Below are 19,289 nucleotides of genomic sequence, written 5' to 3' on the forward strand. Positions count from 1 at the left end.
GTGCTGCCAGCGGGCATGCCGCGCCTGAGACAATCGGGGGATGAGCGCACCGAAAGAACTATCCCCCTCGTTTGAACCCACCGAGCAGAACGCTCAAGACAACCTGCCTGAAGGCTGGCTGCATGTGCAGTCCATGGACCTCGACGCCCAGGGCGTGGCCCGCAAGCCCGACGGCAAGGTGGTCTTCATCGATGGCGCCCTGCCATTCGAGCTGGTCACCGCCAACACCCACCGCAAAAAGAACAACTGGGAGCAGGCCAGCCTGGTGGCGATCCACCGCGAATCGTCCCAGCGCGTACGGCCGGATTGCCCGCACTTTGGCCTGCACGCAGGCGCCTGCGGCGGCTGCAAGATGCAGCATTTGCACGTCGGTGCCCAGGTGGCCGTCAAGCAGCGGGTGCTGGAGGACAACCTCTGGCACCTGGGCAAGGTGAAGGCCGAGACCATGCTGCGTCCCATCGAAGGGCCGGCCTGGGGCTACCGCTACCGTGCCCGCCTTGCCGTGCGCCACGTGATCAAGAAGGGGCAGGTGCTGGTGGGCTTTCATGAGCGCAAGAGCCGCTATATCGCCGACATGCAGACCTGCAAGATCCTGCCGCCGCATGTCGATGCGATGCTGATGCCCCTGCGCGCCCTGATTGCCAGCCTGGACGCCCGCGACACCTGCCCGCAGATCGAACTGGCCTGTGGCGACACCGTGACCGCGCTGGTATTGCGCCACCTGGAGCCGCTCTCCGCCGAGGACATCGCCCGGCTGCGTGCCTTTGGCGCAGAGCACCACGTGCAATGGTGGTTGCAGCCCAAGGGCCCTGACACGGTGAAGCTGCTGGACGAGGGCGGCGAGCCCCTGTCGTACGCGCTGCCTGACTTTGGCATCACCATGCCTTTCAAGCCCACGGACTTCACCCAGGTGAACCCGCACATCAACCGCGTGCTGGTGAGCCGCGCGCTGCGCCTGCTGGACGTGCAGCCGCACGAGCGCGTGATCGACTGGTTCTGCGGCCTGGGCAACTTCACGCTGCCGCTGGCCACGCAGGCGCGCGAGGTGCTGGGCATTGAAGGCAGTGAGGCCTTGGTGGCCCGCTCGCGTGAGAACTATGCACTGAATCAGGCCCAGGCGCCCGACCATAAAGCGCTGGCAGCTACGAATTTTGTAGCGCGCAACCTGTTCGAGATGACACCGGAGATGCTGGTGGCCGACGGCGCTGCCGACAAGTGGCTGGTGGACCCACCCCGCGAAGGGGCGTTTGCTCTGGCCAAGGCGTTGGCGGACATTGAGCAGGCCCGCATTGGCGCCGAGGGCGCTGGCCCGTTGCCCGCAGGGGCCGAAGGCTGGACGCCTCCGAAGCGCATTGTGTACGTGAGCTGCAACCCGGCCACCTTGGCGCGCGACGCGGGGTTGCTGGTGCATCTGGCCGGCTACCGGTGCACGGCGGCGGGCATGGTCAACATGTTTCCGCACACGGCCCATGTGGAGAGCATGGCGGTGTTCGAGCGGGTCTGAGAGTCCGTGAGAAAGAGGGTGCGCGGAGGGTTCAGCCCTCCATCCCGTGCCATCGCCACCCGGGCGCCACGTCAGCTGCGGTTGCGACTGGCGGCGGGGTCCCGGGGTTCGGTTTCGATGTCGGGTGCGCGTTCGCTGCGTTCTGGCTTTTCCACCTTGCCCAGCACCGAGGGCGTGCCCTCGATCTTGTTCTCCCGCATGTAGGCGTCCATGTCCTTCCAGCCTGCAAACACCGAGGCCTTGGACGCCTTGGGGTTGAGGGTGTAGCAGTCTTCCAGCCCCCGCAGTGCGTGGCGGCAGGCACCCCCGATGGCCTTGGCCTCGGCATCGCGTTGCGCCACGCGCGGATCAGGGCCCAGGCCCGGGATCTTGTCGCAGCCGGCAAGCAGCAACAGGCCCGCCAGAACCATCAGGCGCAATGCGGTGGAGGGGCTTTGTGGACACATGTACTTGCATTATCGGCACACTGGCCGCGCTATTGAGGCTTGATCCTGGGGCGCGACCCACAAAAAAGGCTCCCGAGGGAGCCTTTTGATGGAGGTCAAGGGACTGGCAGGGCTCAGTCGCGCTCGCCGCCCATGATGCCCAGCAGGGCCAGCAGGCTCTGGAACACGTTGAAGATGTCCAGGTACAGGGCCAGCGTGGCGCTGATGTAGTTGGTTTCGCCGCCGTCCAGGATCTGCTTCAGGTCATACAGCATGTAGGCGCTGAAGATGCCGATGGCCAGCATCGAGATCACCATCATGCCCACGCCGGAGCCGACGAACACGTTGATGATGCCGCCGACCATGAGCACCAGCGCGCCCACCATCAGCCACTTGCCCATGCCCGACAGGTCACGCTTGATGACGCTGGCCAGGCTGGCCATCACGAAGAACACACCGGCCGTGCCGGCGAAGGCCGTCATGATGAGGTCGGTGCCGTTCTTGAAGCCCAGCACCATGCCGATCATGCGCGACAGCATCAGGCCCATGAAGAACGTGAAGGCCAGCAGCACCGGCACGCCAGCGGCCGAGCGCTTGGTCTTTTCGATGGCGAACATGAACCCGAACGCGCCGCCCAGGAACACGATCAGGCCCAGGCCGCCGGTCAGCGAGCGGGTGATGCCGGTGGCCACGCCGATCCAGGCGCCCAGCACCGTGGGGATCATGCTCAGGGCCAGCAGCCAGTACGTATTGCGAAGCACCGTATGGCGCTCTTCCTGCGAGATGCCATAGCCCGCAGAGTGGCCCAGGGTGGTGACTTGGTCATTCATCTTGTGTCTCTCCTTGTTGGCCTGCACGACGCAGACATCACAAATTCTAGGTGGTGATGCTTTTTTGCTTTGCAATGACCGCACCCGGTTACCTACTTTTGGTAAGGATACTTTCACCCTGGCTGAGGGCAACGGCGCCGGGGATGCCGGTATGCTCGGTTCTCTTTGCGTGCCGGGGCGGCCTGTGCGGCCCGGTTTCCTCTCCCACCTTCGGATCCTTTCATGAAAACCAAGCACGAACTCGAACTGGCCGACGTCAAGGCCGTGGCCGCCGCCGCTGAAGCCGAAGCCCTCAAGAACAACTGGGCCGTGACCATTGCCATCGTGGACGATGGCGGCCATTTGCTGTGGCTGCAGCGTCTGGACGGCGCAGCGGCTGTGTCGTCGCACATCGCCCCTTCCAAGGCCCGCACGGCCGCGCTGGGCCGCCGCGAAAGCAAGGTGTATGAGGACGTGATCAACGGCGGCCGCACCTCGTTCCTGAGCGCACCCACCATTGATGGCCTGCTCGAAGGCGGCGTGCCAATCATGAAGGACGGCCAGTGCCTGGGCGCCGTGGGTGTGAGCGGCGTGAAGTCCACCGAAGATGCGCAGATCGCCCGCGCGGGCATCGCAGCCCTGGGGCTGTGATTCGGGAGCACTCCCAGCAGGGATTGCATTCGCTCTCATTTTGATAGCTTCAAGCGCATATTCCACTAGCGCATGGCGCCGAAAAGGCTTCAAAACCTGTGGGAGCATAAAAAAACCGGCCTGTGGGCCGGTTTTTCGTTGGCGGGGTCGGGGGCAGCAAAAAAAGCCTGGCTACGCGGGCGCAAACCCGTTGGCTGGCAAAAACGACCCTTTCGAGCTTGTTGCAAGCCCGGGAGTCGCCCCACGATGAAACTATTTGGTCAGGATGAGCTTGCCCAGCTTGGTGGCCTGCAGGCGGTAGACCGAGCCGTTGTGGCTGATGGCGACGGTCTTGTGGCCTTGCAGCAGCACGCTGCTGTCCAGCGCGGCGGTGGCGCCCTGCGCGCCGGAGGACGATGCCTCGCCAGATACCGGGGCGCCCGCCGTGTCGGCAGACGCAGTGCGGCGGAGCGGGGCGGAGGTCAGGGAGGCTTGCATGGAGGTTTCCTGGGTCATTGCAGTGCGTTTTGTTAATGATAACGATTCGCAATTACAAGTCAAGCGAAGAGTGTGTTTCTTTTTGTTCCTGCGCCCGACCTGCATCAGGCGCAAGGCCGGGGGCTTTGTGCGCTGCGGGCGCCGGGTAAGCAGGCCATGAGCCCGCTGCAAAAGCCCAACCTCTTTGCCGCCCGCCAGCGCGTCCCCCGTGGGTAGGCTGGCAGGATGCGCGGGGGCTGCAGGTAGCTGTCGCCGTGCCGTTAATGCCCCTGTGGGTCCGTCACAAACCCGATCTTGCGCACGCCAGCGCGTTGCGCGGCCGCCATGGCCTGGGCCACGAATTCGTAGCGCACGTTCTTGTCGCCACGGATGTGCAGGTCCGGCTGGGGCTCCTTGGCGGCCTCGGCCTGCAGGCGGGGGAAGAGTTCTTCTTCGGACACCTGCGATTCGTTCCAGAAGAACTTGCCATCGGCCGACACCGACAGGCGCACGGTCTCGGGCTTGACGTTCTCGGGCTGGTTGGTGGCGCGGGGCAGGTCCACGTTCACCGCGTGTTTCATTACCGGCACGGTGATGATGAAGATGATGAGCAGCACCAGCATGACGTCCACCAAGGGCGTCATGTTGATCTCGTTCATCACGTCATCGGTGTCGTCTTGGGTTCCAAAGGCCATGGCTTAGCTGCCTTTCTTCATGGGCAGCACCTTGCCGGGCTCGCCAGCGTTCACGCGGGCGCCGGTCACAAAGTAGGCGTGCAGGTCATGGGCAAAGCTGTTCAGGCCGTTCAGGATGGACTTGTTGCCGCGCACCAGCGCGTTGTAGCCCAGCACCGCCGGGATGGCCACGGCCAGGCCCAGGGCGGTCATGATCAGCGCCTCGCCGATGGGGCCGGCCACCTTGTCGATGGTGGACTGGCCCGATGTGCCGATGGCCAGCAGCGCGTGGTAGATGCCCCACACGGTGCCGAACAGGCCAATGAACGGGGCAGTGGAGCCCACCGACGCCAGGATGGCCAGGCCCGAGGACAGGCGGGCAGTGAACTCGTCGATGCAGTTGCGCAGGCAGCGGGTCACCCAGTCGCTCACGTCCAGGCTGTCGTGCAGATGGGCCTTGGTGTTGCGGTGGTGGGCGGTGGCTTCGCGGCCCTCCAGCGCCAGGTGGCGGAAGGGGTTGGTCGGGTCGGCGCCCAGCTTGGTCAGGCCAGCGGCAAAGTCTTCGCTGTGCCAGAAGTCCTGGGCGGCGCGGGCGTGTTTCTTGAACTTGATGATGTCCAGCGCCTTGATGAGGATGACGATCCACGAGGCCAGCGACATGGCCAGCAGCAGGATGGCGACGGCGCGGGTGACAAAGTCACCCTGGATCCAGACGTTGGCGATGCCGAATTGCGATTCCATGAAAACTCCCTGAGCGGTGATTGGTTTATTCGAGAACAAAGTTGACGGGGACGAGGTTCCACATGGCCTCGGGCACGCCGTTGCGTTTGCCGGGCACAAAGCGCCAGCGCATCACGGCGTCCTGGGCCTGGCGGTCCAGCCGGTCAAAGCCGCTGGATTTGTTGACCTCGACCTTCTGCGGCACGCCGTCGGTGCCGATGAGCACCCGCAGCACCACCTTGCCTTGCTCGCCCATGCGTTTGCTGATGGCGGGGTAGCTGGGCTTGGGGTTGTTGAGGTAGGCCGCGTCGCTGGACGGCAGCTCGATCTTGGGCGGTGCAGGTGGTGCGGGTGGTGCCGGTGGCGCAGGCGTGGGGGCCGGGGGCGCCACAGGGGCCTCGATGGGCGGCGCGGGTGGCTGGGGCGTGGTGATGCCGGTGGGGGCATTGGGCGCTGGCGTGGGGTCGGCAATCGCCACCGGCATCGGGGCCGGGCGGGGCGCGGCCTTGGGGGCGGGCTTGGGCGGTGGAGGAGGGGCCGGTGGCGGTGGGGTGACCTTGGGCGGGGCGGGCGGTGCGATGAATTCGCTGAGCAGCTCGGCCGGCACGATCACTTCGGCCGCCTTGCGCACCAGGCCGGATTGCAGGGCCCAGATGCCGGCCACGTGCAGCGCCAAAACGGACCCGACGATCACGGTGTTGCGGCTCACACCACCGGGGGAGGCAAAACGATCAGGGTGAGACATAAAACGAAAGGAAAGGCAGCGCCGACCCAGAGCATAGAGCCGACGTTGCCGGGTAAACCCGGATTATTTGCGAAAGATCCACCAGGCCGATCCTGCGACCAGGATCAGGCTGCCTGCGAGGGTTGAGAGGAGTTCCATGACTTGCTTTCCAGGATGGAGCTGGCAAGCTGGATCGCCTGCGGCGCCGCGTCGTTGCGCAAGGCGGCTACCGGTTGCGAAGCACTGCACTGCGCCACCACGTCGCGGGCGCAGCTTTCGCAGCATCCGCATTGGGTGGCCACGCCCAGCTCGAACTGGATCTCATCGAAGCTCATGCCGGCACGGGCATGGCGGGCAATCTCACGGTCCGAAACCCGGCGGCAAACACAGACGATCATGGCGGCAGGCAGTGTGGCTGGCTGTTGAAAGGATGATTGAGATTATAAATACGAATCTATCGCATTTGCAATAAATCATTCCTGCCGACAGGGGGAAGGTGACACCTGCCTCTGGCAGGTTGCTGATACCCCGGGCTCAGTCTCTGCCCGATGGGGCTCCGTCCTGCCCCTCCAGCAGTGCAGGCGTGGCCTCTGCCAGGGTGGCGCAGCCGGTCAGTGCCATGGCGACCTCCAGCTCGTCGCGCAACAGGCGCAGCACATGGGCCACGCCCGCCGCCCCCGCATTGGCCAGGCCCCAAACGGCAGGACGGCCCACCAGCACGGCCGATGCGCCCAGTGCCATGGCCTTGAGCACGTCGGTGCCGCGCCGGATGCCGCCGTCCACCAGCACCGGCACCGCGCCGCCCACGGCCTGCACCACACGGGGCAGGGCGGTGGCGGTGGCGGGGGCCGTGTCGAGCGTGCGCCCGCCGTGGTTGGACACGATGAGGCCCGCCGCGCCCACCGACACGGCCTGGCGCGCGTCGGCGGGGTGCAGCACGCCCTTGAGCAGTACGGGCAGCCGGGTGATGGACTGCAGCCACGCGATGTCGTCCCACGTGGGCGCATGGTGGAGCAGGCCGTCGAACAAGGCGCTCTGGCCGGGGCTCAATGCGGAAGGGGCGGGGACCTGTGGGCCCGTCAGGTTGACCGGGCTCACGCCGGGCGGCAGCCGAAAGCCCGCGCGCCGCTCCCGGTCGCGCACGCCGCTGGTGGGGGCGTCCACCGTGAGCACCAGGGCTTCGTAGCCGGCGGCTTCGGCACGCTGCACCAGCGCCTGGGTGAAGCCTCGGTCCGGCTGCAGGTAGAGCTGAAACCACAGCGGGCCGCGCCCCGGGTCGGGCAGTACGGCCTGGGCCACGCTCTGCAGCGACACGCTGGCCTGGGTGCTGAGCACCACGCCCGCGCCCAGCGCTGCTGCGGCATAGGCCATGGCCAGTTCGCCATCGGGGTGCGCCATGCGCTGGAAGGCCACGGGTGCGAGCAGGATGGGGTGCGCCAGCGTGCGGCCCAGCAGGGGCACGCGGGTGTGCCCACCCGCCAGCGGCCGCAGCACGCGGGGCCACAGGGGCAGGGCGTCCCAGGCGCTGCGGTTGGCGCGCAGGCTGATCTCGTCGGCCGCGCCGCCGCTGAAGTAGGCCCAGGCGTTGTCGTCCAGCTGCGTGCGGGCGTGCAGCTCGTGGTCGGCCAGGGTGACCAGGCCCGGGGGGATGGTGTGGCGTGCAGGAAGTGGGGTCATACAAACAAAAATAGCACCAAGCGCTAGTGGATCATGCGCTGGGTGCTATCAAAATAATAGTTTTTGGGGTGTCTCATACCCCCAGTAGCTGCAGTGGGATTGGGCGTTTGAGGTGTCTCACACATCGGCCCACATGCGCAGCAGGTTGTGGTACGTGCCCGACAGCGCGATGGCCGATGGGTCGGTGTCACCGTGGGTCTGGCGCAGCTTGAGCAGGGCCATGTCCATGTCGAACAGCAACTGCCGTTGCTCCAGCCCGCGCACCATGCTCTCCACCCAAAAGAAGCTGCTCACGCGGTGGCCGCGCGTGACCGGCGCGACCTGGTGCACGGTGCTACTGGGGTACACGATCATGTCGCCCGCAGGCAGCTTGATGCGCTTCTCGCCCAGCGCCTCGGCAATCACCAACTCGCCACCCTCATAGTCCTCAGGCGGGGTGAGGAACAGCGTGCACGACAGGTCGCTGCGCACCCAGCAGTTGTCGGCGCGCGAGTGCATGACGGCGCTGTCCACGTGGTTGCCATAGTAGTTGGCGCCATCACCGTACTTGTTGAACAGCGGGTTGTAGATGCGGCGCGGCAGAGCCGCCGAAAAGAAGAGGGCGTTGCGATTCAACGCGGCTTTGACCAGGCCCTGAAGCTGCGCGGACAGCTCGCTGGCTTGCGCGAGCTGCAGGTTGTTTTTCTGGTGCACCGCCTGGCCGCCCGCGCTGCGAGCACCGTCCACCCAGGGGGCGTCGGCCGCCCAGAGCTTTTGCCGGAAGAACGCGACCTCGTCGGCGGTGAGAACGTCTTGGATGTGCAGGAACATGGAGCCATTGTGAACTGGCCCCGGGCAGTGCCGAGGCCGGTTCATTCGAGGGACTTCAGAGGTGCGTCAGAAGCGTGTCTTCAGCGTCAGTTGCACGGCGCGGGGTGCGCCGGGCGTGTAGAAGCCGCGGTACAGGCCTTCGGCATACGTACGGTCGAACAGGTTGCTCACGTTCAGCTTCAGCGAGGTCTTGTCGTCAAACGCGTACTCGGCCATGGCGTCCACCACCGCAAAGCCGCTGGCGTACACGGCGCGCGAGCCCTCGGGGTTCTGCTTGGCGCGGTACGTCAGGCCGGCGCCCACACGCAGCTTGGACGTGACGGCATAGGTGCTCCACACGCTGCCGCTGTGCTTGGGCGTGAGGCCGGGGCGGTCGCCCTGCACCTGCGCGCCGCCGCCGTTGGAGGCCAGCACCACGTTGCTCTTGTCGATCTTGGCCGATGGGATCCAGGTGTGGTTGAAGAACAGCTCCCACTTCGGTGTCAGGCGGCCGGCCAGGTTGAACTCCATGCCGGTGGCGTGGCGCTTGCCCGACAGCAGTTCCTGCGCGGCAGCGGTGTCGGGGTCGGTGTTGCGCTCGTTGTACTTCTGGCTGTAGAAGGCGGCCACACCCAGCAGGGCGCGGCGCTCGAACAGCTCGAACTTGCCGCCGACTTCGATGTTGCGGCTCTTTTCCGGGTCGGTGTTGGCCGTGCGCGCCGTGGTGGCACCAGGGTTACCAAACTGGTAGGTGTCGCCCGAGGTGTTGTACGAAGTGCCGTACGACACGTAGTACGAGGTCAGCTCGTCAGGTTGGAAGATCAAGCCCATGCGGGGGCTGAACAGGCTGTCGGAGCGCGAGTTGCTCAGGTTGCCTGCGGCATTGCGGTACGAGGCGCGGAAGTTGTCGTAGCGCAGGCCGCCTACAAGCTTGAGTGTGTCGGTCAGCGAGACCGTGTCCTGGAAGTACAGGCCCAGGTTGCGCGATGTGAAGGTGTTCCACTGCACCGGCGCACGGCCGTCGGCCACCCAGGCGCCATCGTTGGGCGTGCCCACGGTGGTGGTGGGGCGTGTGGTGGTGTTGGCGTAGTTCTGGTTGCGCTTGGCGTCGTCGTCGTAGTAGTCCACGCCGGTCAGCACCGCGTGCTTCTTGCCACCCCAGGTGTAGGTGTTGTTGTAGTCGCTTTGCACCTGCAGCACGTTGCTTTCGCCCACGCGGCCTTTGGAGCCACGGGTCAGCACGGTGCTGCTGTTGATCTGGTCGAGCGTGATGGCGCTGTTCTGGAAGCCGATGGTGCTGGCCAACAGGTCGCGCTCGTACTTGCCGTAGCGCAGGCGCGTGGTCAGCTCGCCGTTGTCGTCAAAGCGGTGGATGTGGCCCAGCGTGACGTATTGCGAGGTCGTGTCGTTGTGGTCGCTGGCCAGGCCGTAGTACTTGCCGGCTTCCAGCGGCATGTTGATCTTGCCGTCGGCCGAGAGGCGCCAGGGGTGGTTGTAGAGGGGACGGCCCTTGGATTCGAGGTAGTACAGGCCGATGGAGAACTCATCGCGCGTGCCGATGCCCCAGGCAAACGTGGGTGCAATGCCGCGCTTGTCCTGCTTGGCGCCGTAGTTGTCATACTCCTGCACCATGGCGTTCAGGCGGAAGGCCGCGTTCTCGCCCGTCACCCAGTTGAAGTCGCCCGTGGCGCGGTGGTACATGCCGGTGCCCAGCGTGTAGCCGGCTTCGTGCTGGTCGATCAGCAGCGGGTACTTGTTGACCTGGTTGACTACACCGCCGGTCGAGCCCTTGCCAAACAGCATGGAGGCCGAACCCTTGAGCACTTCGATGCGGTCATTGTTGAAGGTGTCGCGCTCGATCAGCGGGGCGTCCTTCATGCCGTCCACATAGATGTCGCCCGCCAGGCCCAGCGAGAAGCCGCGCAGGCGCACATCTTCTTCACCGGTCTCGCCGGACTGGAAGGTCACGCCCGCGGTGGTGCGCAGCACTTCGCGGAAGTCGTCCTGGTTGCGGTCGTTCATCAGCTTTTCGGTGAACACCGTCACGGACTGGGGAATGTCCTTGATGTCCTGCTTACCCTTGCCCACGGTGGTCTTCTTGATGAGCAGGGTGTCCTTGCCCTGGACTTCGGCGGTTTCCTTCACCGTCACGGTGGACAAGGTGGTTTCTGGCGTGTTGGTCTGCGCCATGGCGCCCATCGAGGCGGCCAGCATCAGCGCGCCCAGTGGCAGCAAGGCCTTGTCAGACGATGCGGCTTGCGGGGGCACAGCAGCGTGAGAAACAACAAATGCGGGAGAAGAACGCAGCATGCCGCTGCGGCGCTGGGCGCGAGATTTAGCCAAGAGGGCCTCCGTCAATAGGGGTGTGCAGGTGGCGCGCAGAGGCACCAAGAGCAGGCGAGAGGCAGTGGCTAGATCAACATGGCTGTGCGTCGTCGTGCAGCTTTATGTTACATCAAATGCGGGTCATTCTCATTTGCATTGATGCGAGCGCGCCACACTTCGACCGGGTAGGGGCGTAAAAAAACCGGCAGAGCCGGTTCTTTTACGGGTGCGACGCGGGTCGCAAAGCGCCAGGGCTTACTTGACGTGCTTGCCGATCAGGCCAGCCAGTTCAAACATGGAGACCTGGGGCTTGCCGAACAGCTCCTTGAGCTTGGCGTCGGCGTTGATGTTGCGCTTGTTGGTGGCGTCCTGCAGGTTGTTGGCCTTGATGTAGACCCACAGCTTGCTGATGATCTCCGTGCGCGGCAGAGGTGCCGAGCCCACCACAGCGGCCAGCGCGGGGCTGGGCGTGAGCGCCTTCATGAATGCGGCGTTGGGGGTCCGCTTCTTGGCGGGTGCAGCGGCCTTCTTGGCTGCTGGGGCTGTGGTTGCCGGAGCTTTTTTTGCAGTTGCCATGTTGGGTTGTCCTTGTTGGGAATAAATTTTTACCAGCGAAAACGACGCTTTCCCACTGGCAGGCCGATGCTAATGGGAAAAAAACGCGTTTCCAAGGGAGAAACGGCTTTTTTTGCCTCGATTTGTAGCGGTGGCGCCGCGCACCCCGCAGCAATAGGCCGCCAAGGCGCGCCAGGCTTGACAAAGACGCGGCAGAGGGCGGGTTTCAAGTGCGGTTCCCCGGGGGCATCTTCTGAGTGCGGCGTTGGGCACCGCATCTGGGGTGGCTGCTGCTGCTGCTGCACAATCTTGCACAACAGATTTGCCGCTCAACGAACGCGGCTCGCCCGCAGGCGTGTGCCGCAGCGAGGGGGCGTTCAGTATGGGGTTCGTGCTCGCCGCTGCCGTTGGGGCGGGTTTGATTGTTGGAACCGTTTGATTGACTGAAAGGATCTTGGAATGGCTGCAGCTTCGCCTCTTCCCCTCACGCCGTTTGCCACCTGCGACTTTTGTGACGTCCACAAGGGCGACACCAGCGGTGCGTTCCGCGTGCTGCCCCCGGTGTTCCAGAGCTTTGGGGGCGTTGCCGCGTTCGCGGGCCCCGTCACCACCGTCAAGTGCCACGAGGACAACACCCAAGTCAAGGCGGCTGTCGAGTCAGCAGGCGAGGGCCGGGTGCTGGTGGTGGATGGCGGCGGTTCTCTGCGCCGGGCCCTGGTGGGCGGCAACCTGGCGGCAGCCGCCGCCCGCAATGGCTGGGCCGGCATCGTGGTGGACGGCTGTGTGCGTGACGTGGCCGAGCTGAACGCGGAAGCCGTCGGCATCCGCGCGCTGGCGCTGATGCCGCTGCCCACCGAGCGGCGTGGCGAGGGGCAACGCGATGTGGCTGTGTCGATCCAGGGCGTGCCCGTGCGCCCCGGCGACTGGCTGTATGCCGATGCCGATGGCATCGTGGTCAGTGCGCAGCCCTTGCACGGCTGAGTCCGGCCTTCTCTGGTTCTGCCCGGTCTGTCCAGTCCCCGTGGCAGGATGGTGAAGACGGTTGCCGAAGGGCCCGTCAGTCGGCGCTGCCGCCCCGCCGCCCTACGCGCAGCGCCGCGCGCGAGGGCAGGGTGGCCAGCAACACGCTGGCCAGGGCAATGACAAAGGCGACCAGTTGCAGGCGCGTCAATACCTCGCCCAAAAACAGCACGCCCACCAGCGCAGCACTCACCGGCAGCATGACCGAGAACACGCCGCCTTGCGCAGCGGGCACGGCCTTGAGCCCGGTCATCCACAGCCACACCGTCCACATGCAGGCGGCCAGCGCATAAAACAGCAGCAATAGCCAGGTGCCCCATCCCACCGAGGCAAACGGGAAGTCCAGCGCCAGGTACAGGCCAAACGGTGTCGTCAGCACAAAGCCCCACAGGTTGATGAGCGAGGTGATGCGCTTGGGCCCCAGGCTGCCGGTGAGCTTCTTGCCGATCACCGTGTAGGCGGCCTCGCAAATCACTGCCCCCAGCAGCAGCATTTGGCCCCACAAGGCATGGTTTGCAGTGTTTTTGGCTCCAAGCGCAGGTTCCATATGCGCTGCGTGCTCTGGTTTTGATAGTGAGAACAGGGCAATGCCAATCACCGCACAGAGCACCGCCATCCAGGTGCGAGGCGCCACCCGTTCACCCAGAAATGCCCATCCCATCAATGCCACGGCTGCAGGAATGGCTGCCATGGTCACCCCTGCTGAGACAGCGTCGGTCAGGCTCACGCCATAGATCATGCAGATGGTGAATAGAAAGTTGCCCAGAAAGGACTCCAGGAACAGCAGCCGTTTGGTCTGCGGCGTCAGTGGCGGCTCGTTGGCGGGCTTTTTGAGCCAGTGCAGCATGGCGACGCCCCCGATGCCAAAGCGCATCCAGGCCAGCAAGAGCACGGGCAGCACGGCTGCCAGGGGTTTGGAGAGTGCCACATAACTGCCCACCAGCGACATGCTGAGAGCCAGGCACAAATAGGCGAAAGGGCGGCTGGGAGCGGGCGTATTCACTAGACTGGGGCGCTGTTCAATCAAAAAAGACTGCGCATCATGCCCGAGCCTTCTTTGCCTGCTGGCACCCCACGCCATGTGTTTGTATACGGCACCTTGCGCCGCGGTGGGTCGAATGACATCACGCGCTTGTTGCCTGCGCCGCACTGGGTGGGTTTTGCGCAGGTGCCGGGAGTGTTGTTTCACCTGGGGGCTTATCCGGGCATGACGCTGGGTGGCGATCAGCCGGTGCATGGCGAGGTGTACGCCATCGAGCCTGCGCTGGAGGAGGTTCTGGATGCCATTGAAGGGTTGACCGGAGATCACCCCACCGACGAATACCTCAAGCGCGAGATCGTGGTGACAGTTGAGGGCCAACGGCTGTCTTGTCTGGTGTACGAGATCCATCCCCGATACGCAGAGGGCGTACGCCGGATCGAGCATGGCGACTGGCTCAGGGCAGTTGGCACTGCGCCCGCTTGAATTATCACAATACGAAAGCTAAATTTCTTGATGTGGAATGCGATAGATGTTGCATTGCCGCAATTTTTCTCGATATGAGAAATCAATTTCTGTATTGAGAAATCACGTGGTTAAGTGGTTGTTTTGAAAGAAGAAAATTTATCTCTTCTATAAGACATAAGAGCTTGCGCAAGTCTTATAGAAGACTTAAAGTTGTCTTCAAGGGCGGCACACAGCAGCCCGGCGTTTTCAACCAACCCCTGGAGTGATCTCATGCCCCAATCCCTCAACGAACAACTGAGCCGCGAACAGCAAATTGCCGCCCTGGAAAAAGACTGGGCGACCAACCCCCGCTGGAAGGGCGTGAAGCGTGGTTACTCCGCAGCCGACGTGGTGCGCCTGCGTGGCTCGCTGCCTATCGAGCACACGCTGGCCAAGCGCGGCGCTGAAAAGCTCTGGGACAAGATCAACGGCGGCGCCAAGAAGGGCTACGTGAACGCTTTCGGCGCCATTTCTGCCGGTCAAGCCATGCAGCAAGCCAAGGCCGGCCTCGAAGCCGTGTACCTGTCGGGCTGGCAAGTGGCTGCCGACGGCAACACCAGCGAAACCATGTACCCCGACCAGTCGCTGTACGCGTATGACTCGGTGCCCACCATGGTTCGCCGCATCAACAACACCTTCAAGCGCGCTGACGAAATCCAGTGGGGCCGTGGCATCAACCCCGGCGACAAGGAATTCATCGACTACTTCCTGCCCATCGTGGCCGACGCTGAAGCTGGCTTTGGCGGCGTGCTGAACGCCTTCGAGCTGATGAAGAACATGATCGCTGCAGGCGCAGCCGGCGTGCACTTTGAAGACCAACTGGCTGCCGTGAAGAAGTGCGGCCACATGGGTGGCAAGGTGCTGGTGCCCACACAAGAAGCCTGCGAAAAGCTGATCGCTGCACGCTTTGCCGCTGACGTGATGGGCGTGTCCACCATCGTGCTGGCTCGTACCGATGCCGAAGCCGCCAACCTGATCACTTCCGACCACGACGCCAACGACAAGCCTTTCCTGACCGGCGAGCGTACGCAAGAAGGCTTCTACCGCGTGAAGAACGGTCTGGAACAAGCCATCAGCCGTGGCGTGGCCTACGCCCCCTACGCGGACCTGGTGTGGTGCGAAACCGGCGTGCCAGACATCGGCTTTGCCCGTGAGTTTGCGCAAGCCGTGCACGCTGCCTGCCCCGGCAAGCTGCTGTCGTACAACTGCTCGCCATCGTTCAACTGGAAGAAGAACCTCAACGACAAGCAGATCGCTTCGTTCCAGGAAGACCTGTCGGCTCTGGGCTACAAGTACCAGTTCATCACCCTGGCTGGTATCCACATCAACTGGTTCAACACCTTCCAGTTCGCCCATGCATACGCCCAAGGCGAAGGCATGAAGCACTACACCGAGATGGTGCAAGAACCCGAATTCGCAGCACGCGAAAAGGGTTACACCTTTGTGTCGCACCAGCAGGAAGTGGGCGCAGGCTACTTCGACGACGTGACCACCGTGATCCAGGGCGGCTCGTCCTCAGTGAAGGCCCTGACGGGTTCGACCGAAGAAGAGCAGTTCCACTGATCTGCGAGGCTTGGCGCCACTTTGTTGTGGCGCCAAATGCACTCGACAAAAGCCCGAAGCATCTGCTTCGGGCTTTTTTTCTGGGTGCTGGGGTTAAAATCCGTAGAAATTCACTGCACAAGAGCGAGAAAGGCAATCTGGTTATGACACCGCGAACTACATCGGAGATGTTGACCGGCCTTTGAGGCTGGCTGTTCGCGCCTGCACGAGATTGCACACACCTCCAAAAAGCGCGGACCTGTTCCGCGCTTTTTTGTTTTACGGGCCTGGCGCGTGCCCGCATCCATTGCACTGATCACAGAGAAAGAGTTGCTCCCATGATTCACATTACGCTTCCTGACGGTTCGCAGCGCGAGTTTCCAGGCCCCGTCACGGTGGCCGAGGTGGCCGCCTCCATTGGCGCTGGTCTGGCCAAAGCCGCTTTGGCGGGCAAGATCGGAGACAAGGTGGTGGACACCAGCTACCAGATCACGGCTGATAGCCCGCTGTCCATCGTGACGGCCAAGGATGCGGATGGCCTGGAGGTGATCCGCCACTCCACCGCCCACTTGCTGGCCTACGCGGTCAAGGAGCTGTTTCCTGATGCCCAGGTCACCATCGGTCCAGTGATCGAAAACGGCTTCTATTACGACTTTGCCTACAAGCGCCCCTTCACGCCCGAGGACTTGGTGGCCATCGAAAAGCGCATGGCCGAGCTGGCAGCCAAAGATGAGCCCGTGGTGCGCCGCGTGTTGCCGCGCGACGAGGCCGTGGCGTATTTCAAGGGCTTGGGGGAGCACTACAAGGCCGAAATTATTGCCAGCATCCCCAGCAACGAAGACGTCAGTTTGTACCGCGAAGGCAATTTTGAAGACCTGTGCCGAGGCCCGCACGTGCCCAGCACCGGCAAGCTCAAGTTCTTCAAGCTGATGAAGGTGGCGGGTGCCTACTGGCGCGGTGACCACCGCAACGAAATGCTGCAGCGTGTCTACGGCACGGCCTGGGCCACCAAAGACGAGTTGCAGCAGTATTTGACGATGCTGGAGGAGGCTGAGAAGCGCGACCACCGCAAGCTGGGCCGTGAGCTGGACCTGTTCCATATTGACGAGCATTCGCCCGGTACGGTGTTCTGGCACCCCAAGGGCTGGACGGTGTGGCAGGAGGTCGAGCAATACATGCGCCGCGTGTACCGCGAGAACGGCTACCAAGAGGTGAAGGGGCCACAAATTTTGGACCAGGGTCTGTGGGAGAAAACGGGCCACTGGGACAAGTACCGCGAGAACATGTTTGTGACGGAGTCGGAAAAGCGCGACTACGCGCTCAAGCCGATGAACTGCCCCGGGCACATCATCATCTTCAAGCAAGGTATCAAGAGCTACCGCGACCTGCCGCTGCGGTTTGGCGAGTTCGGCCAGTGCCACCGCAATGAACCCACAGGGGGGCTGCATGGCATCATGCGCGTGCGTGCTTTCACCCAGGATGACGGCCATATCTTCTGTACCGAAGACCAGATCCAGTCAGAGGTGGTGGCGTTCACCACCCTGCTGCAAAAGGTCTACAAGGACTTTGGTTTCACGGACATCATCTACAAGCTGTCCACACGCCCCGAAAAGCGCATCGGCAGTGAGGAAAGCTGGGACCGTGCTGAAAATGCCTTGGCAGAGGGCTTGCGCGCGTCCGGTTGCGAGTTTGAGTACCTGCCTGGCGAAGGCGCGTTCTACGGCCCCAAGATCGAGTACACGCTCAAGGACGCGCTGGGGCGCCCGTGGCAATGCGGCACGATCCAGGTCGATCCCAACATGCCCGAGCGCCTGGATGCAGAGTTCGTGGGCGAGGATGGCGGCCGCCATCGGCCCATCATGCTGCACCGTGCCATCGTGGGAAGCCTGGAGCGCTTCATCGGGATTCTGATCGAGCAGCATGCAGGCGCCTTGCCCACCTGGCTCGCTCCCGTGCAGGTTTCGGTGCTCAACATCACGGATGCGCAGTCCGATTACTGTCGTGAAATCGCAGCAAAACTGCAAAAAGCGCTGCCCAATCAAGGCCTTAGGGTGGCCCTGGATCTGCGTAACGAGAAGATTACGTATAAAATACGGGAGCATTCGATGCAAAAGCTGCCCTACATCCTCGTCGCAGGCGACAAGGAAAAGGCGGCGGGAGCCGTTGCAGTGCGAGCCCGAGGTAATCGTGATCTCGGCGTGATGTCGGTTGATGCGTTCATTGAATTGATCGCCAACGACATCGCCACCAAAGCCTGATTTTGTACAAAAAACTGCTTTGCCGCTCGTGGACTGTGCGGAAGTAGCTACTTTATTTGTAGCATTTTGATTCAAGGAAGATAGCCATCGCTACTGAATTTCGTGATCGTCGCCAGCGGGAAGAGCGCAAGCACCGCCTGAACCGTGAAATCATGGCCCCGGAAGTTCGTCTGTCCGGGCCTGACAACGAGCCCTTGGGTGTTGTCAGTCTCATGGAGGCCTTGCGGATGGCCGGTGAGCTGGACGTGGATCTGGTGGAAATCGCTGCCACGGCGAACCCACCGGTGTGCCGTCTCATGGACTACGGCAAGTTCAAGTACCAAGAGCAAAAGCGTGCGGCAGAAGCCAAAGCCAAGCAGACGGTCATTGAGATCAAGGAAGTTAAGTTCCGTCCCGGTACGGACGACGGCGACTACAACATCAAGATGCGCAACATCCGCCGCTTTTTGGCGGATGGTGACAAATGCAAGATCACGCTGCGGTTCCGCGGTCGCGAAATCACGCACCAGGAACTTGGTCTGGCTTTGCTGAACCGGATTCGTGACGAGTTGGCTGACAGCATCATCATCGAGCAGTTTCCCAAGCTGGAAGGCCGCCAGATGATCATGATGATTGCCCCCGGCAAGAAAAAGCCTGCGGCCAAGCCAGCGTCTGAAGGCGCTGCACCAGCGGCGGGCCAGGCGGCATAAAGCTGCGGATCGGTATGAAGTTTTGAGCACTGCGCCATTCAACAGGCGGAGTGCTCGGAAAGGCGGTGCTTTCGGGCATTGCCGAGCGGAAGGCGAAAGCCTTTCGATAAAAGTGGCTCGGGGCCAACAAGTTTGCAGATCGGTTTGCAAACGCCTCACGAGCACAATGAAAAAGGAGCATTCACATGCCCAAAATGAAGACCAAGAGCAGCGCGAAAAAACGTTTCCGCGTTCGTCCCGGTGGCACCGTCAAGCGCGGTCAAGCCTTCAAGCGTCACATCTTGACCAAGAAGACCACCAAGAACAAGCGCCACCTGCGTGGTGCAGTGAATGTGCATGAGACCAACATGGGCTCGATCGCACAAATGCTGCCCAGCGCTGGCCTTTAATAACTGACGAACAAGGAGTACATACATGCCTCGCGTCAAACGTGGTGTAACGGCCCGTGCCCGTCACAAGAAAGTTCTCGCCCTTGCCAAGGGTTTCCGTGGTCGCCGCGGTAATGTCTTCCGTATCGCCAAACAGGCGGTAATGAAGGCTGGGCAATATGCCTACCGTGACCGCCGCACCAAGAAGCGCGTGTTCCGCCAGTTGTGGATTGCCCGTATCAACGCCGCTGCCCGTGAACTGGGCCTGACTTACAGCCAGTTCGCCAACGGCCTGAAGAAGGCTTCCATCGAGATCGACCGCAAGATGCTGGCCGACCTCGCAGTGCACGACAAGGCTGCCTTTGGCAGCATCGTGGAGCAAGTCAAGGCCAAGCTGGCTGCTTGAGTTCACGATGAGCGGCTATCTTTTTGATAGCTGCTTGCGCAATAACAGCAAGGGCTAGGGCTTGTAAAGGCACTAGCCCTTGTTCATTTTCACGGGTCGATAAAAACGACTTACGCAAAACAGGCTGCTGAGGCAAGACGCTTGCCATATGCCATATGGCATATGCCAATGGCACTTGTGCATCCTTGTTTGCGTAAGTCATGAAAGAGTC

Annotated in this window: 22 protein-coding genes; 9 read left to right on the forward strand and 13 right to left on the reverse strand. The window is 62.8% G+C overall.

Annotated elements, in window-relative coordinates:
* Nucleotides 1-40: 40 nt before the first annotated feature.
* A complete protein-coding gene (gene rlmD, locus ACODSM_RS19430; protein ID WP_488806576.1) occupies nt 41-1,504 on the forward strand; it encodes a 23S rRNA (uracil(1939)-C(5))-methyltransferase RlmD in 1,464 nt (487 codons plus the stop codon).
* Nucleotides 1,505-1,575: 71 nt separating this feature from the next.
* On the opposite strand, the gene ACODSM_RS19435 is transcribed toward rlmD, so the two are convergent.
* Together ACODSM_RS19435 and ACODSM_RS19440 are read right to left on the reverse strand one after the other, a co-directional pair.
* Entirely contained in the window at nt 1,576-1,950 is a 375-nt protein-coding gene (locus tag ACODSM_RS19435) for a hypothetical protein (RefSeq protein WP_060985215.1), read from the reverse strand.
* A gap of 113 nt (nt 1,951-2,063) precedes the next feature.
* Nucleotides 2,064-2,759 carry a Bax inhibitor-1/YccA family protein gene (locus ACODSM_RS19440; RefSeq protein ID WP_488806577.1) on the reverse strand — a complete coding sequence of 232 codons (696 nt, stop codon included), beginning with the start codon at nt 2,757-2,759 and terminating at the stop codon, nt 2,064-2,066.
* 222 nt (nt 2,760-2,981) lie between these two features.
* Between ACODSM_RS19440 and ACODSM_RS19445 the strand changes: the two genes are divergently transcribed.
* Nucleotides 2,982-3,389: a GlcG/HbpS family heme-binding protein gene (locus tag ACODSM_RS19445; RefSeq protein WP_015014564.1), complete on the forward strand. Its 408-nt coding sequence runs from the start codon at nt 2,982-2,984 to the stop codon at nt 3,387-3,389.
* Nucleotides 3,390-3,641: 252 nt separating this feature from the next.
* Here ACODSM_RS19445 and hemP read toward each other — a convergent pair whose 3' ends face one another.
* The 9 genes from hemP to ACODSM_RS19490 form a co-directional block, all read right to left on the reverse strand.
* Nucleotides 3,642-3,866, reverse strand: a complete 225-nt coding sequence (gene hemP, locus ACODSM_RS19450) for a hemin uptake protein HemP (RefSeq protein ID WP_295942365.1) — start codon at nt 3,864-3,866, stop codon at nt 3,642-3,644.
* Nucleotides 3,867-4,126: 260 nt separating this feature from the next.
* Nucleotides 4,127-4,540, reverse strand: a complete 414-nt coding sequence (locus ACODSM_RS19455) for an ExbD/TolR family protein (protein ID WP_291442460.1) — start codon at nt 4,538-4,540, stop codon at nt 4,127-4,129.
* 3 nt (nt 4,541-4,543) lie between these two features.
* The gene (locus ACODSM_RS19460) at nt 4,544-5,260 is read right to left on the reverse strand and encodes a MotA/TolQ/ExbB proton channel family protein (RefSeq protein WP_015014561.1); all 717 of its coding nucleotides are present in this window, start codon (nt 5,258-5,260) and stop codon (nt 4,544-4,546) included.
* Between the two features lie 25 nt (nt 5,261-5,285).
* Nucleotides 5,286-5,984 (reverse strand): energy transducer TonB, encoded by a 699-nt coding sequence (locus tag ACODSM_RS19465; RefSeq protein ID WP_488806578.1) that lies wholly within the window; start codon nt 5,982-5,984, stop codon nt 5,286-5,288.
* A 104-nt stretch (nt 5,985-6,088) separates the two neighbouring features.
* Nucleotides 6,089-6,361: a (2Fe-2S)-binding protein gene (locus ACODSM_RS19470; RefSeq protein ID WP_015014559.1), complete on the reverse strand. Its 273-nt coding sequence runs from the start codon at nt 6,359-6,361 to the stop codon at nt 6,089-6,091.
* A gap of 136 nt (nt 6,362-6,497) precedes the next feature.
* The gene (locus tag ACODSM_RS19475) at nt 6,498-7,640 is read right to left on the reverse strand and encodes an alpha-hydroxy acid oxidase (RefSeq protein ID WP_488806579.1); all 1,143 of its coding nucleotides are present in this window, start codon (nt 7,638-7,640) and stop codon (nt 6,498-6,500) included.
* A gap of 117 nt (nt 7,641-7,757) precedes the next feature.
* Nucleotides 7,758-8,450, reverse strand: a complete 693-nt coding sequence (locus ACODSM_RS19480) for a Fe2+-dependent dioxygenase (RefSeq protein WP_488806580.1) — start codon at nt 8,448-8,450, stop codon at nt 7,758-7,760.
* 66 nt (nt 8,451-8,516) lie between these two features.
* Entirely contained in the window at nt 8,517-10,739 is a 2,223-nt protein-coding gene (locus tag ACODSM_RS19485) for a TonB-dependent receptor (protein WP_488806598.1), read from the reverse strand.
* A 270-nt stretch (nt 10,740-11,009) separates the two neighbouring features.
* Complete coding sequence (locus ACODSM_RS19490; RefSeq protein ID WP_015014555.1) at nt 11,010-11,330, reverse strand: SWIB/MDM2 domain-containing protein; 321 nt, start codon at nt 11,328-11,330, stop codon at nt 11,010-11,012.
* Nucleotides 11,331-11,768: 438 nt separating this feature from the next.
* On the opposite strand from ACODSM_RS19490, the gene rraA reads away from it, so the two are divergent.
* Complete coding sequence (rraA, locus tag ACODSM_RS19495) at nt 11,769-12,290, forward strand: ribonuclease E activity regulator RraA (protein ID WP_056063808.1); 522 nt, start codon at nt 11,769-11,771, stop codon at nt 12,288-12,290.
* Between the two features lie 76 nt (nt 12,291-12,366).
* Here rraA and ACODSM_RS19500 read toward each other — a convergent pair whose 3' ends face one another.
* A complete protein-coding gene (locus tag ACODSM_RS19500; RefSeq protein ID WP_436075018.1) occupies nt 12,367-13,332 on the reverse strand; it encodes a DMT family transporter in 966 nt (321 codons plus the stop codon).
* Nucleotides 13,333-13,371: 39 nt separating this feature from the next.
* On the opposite strand from ACODSM_RS19500, the gene ACODSM_RS19505 reads away from it, so the two are divergent.
* From ACODSM_RS19505 to rplT, 6 genes are all read left to right on the forward strand, one after another.
* Entirely contained in the window at nt 13,372-13,794 is a 423-nt protein-coding gene (locus tag ACODSM_RS19505) for a gamma-glutamylcyclotransferase family protein (protein ID WP_488806581.1), read from the forward strand.
* 252 nt (nt 13,795-14,046) lie between these two features.
* Nucleotides 14,047-15,378, forward strand: a complete 1,332-nt coding sequence (gene aceA, locus ACODSM_RS19510) for an isocitrate lyase (protein ID WP_015014551.1) — start codon at nt 14,047-14,049, stop codon at nt 15,376-15,378.
* A gap of 317 nt (nt 15,379-15,695) precedes the next feature.
* The gene (gene thrS, locus ACODSM_RS19515) at nt 15,696-17,615 is read left to right on the forward strand and encodes a threonine--tRNA ligase (protein ID WP_476016905.1); all 1,920 of its coding nucleotides are present in this window, start codon (nt 15,696-15,698) and stop codon (nt 17,613-17,615) included.
* A gap of 80 nt (nt 17,616-17,695) precedes the next feature.
* The gene (gene infC, locus ACODSM_RS19520; protein ID WP_082753551.1) at nt 17,696-18,304 is read left to right on the forward strand and encodes a translation initiation factor IF-3; all 609 of its coding nucleotides are present in this window, start codon (nt 17,696-17,698) and stop codon (nt 18,302-18,304) included.
* A 185-nt stretch (nt 18,305-18,489) separates the two neighbouring features.
* The gene (rpmI, locus tag ACODSM_RS19525) at nt 18,490-18,693 is read left to right on the forward strand and encodes a 50S ribosomal protein L35 (protein ID WP_005795135.1); all 204 of its coding nucleotides are present in this window, start codon (nt 18,490-18,492) and stop codon (nt 18,691-18,693) included.
* Nucleotides 18,694-18,718: 25 nt separating this feature from the next.
* Entirely contained in the window at nt 18,719-19,078 is a 360-nt protein-coding gene (gene rplT / locus ACODSM_RS19530; RefSeq protein WP_005795139.1) for a 50S ribosomal protein L20, read from the forward strand.
* On the opposite strand, the gene ACODSM_RS19535 is transcribed toward rplT, so the two are convergent.
* Nucleotides 19,056-19,280, reverse strand: coding sequence for a hypothetical protein (locus tag ACODSM_RS19535; protein ID WP_488806582.1), 225 nt, complete (start codon nt 19,278-19,280; stop codon nt 19,056-19,058). The genes rplT and ACODSM_RS19535 overlap by 23 nt on opposite strands.
* Between the last annotated feature and the right edge of the window lie 9 nt (nt 19,281-19,289).

This window comes from Acidovorax sp. FG42 (genome assembly GCF_057809195.1).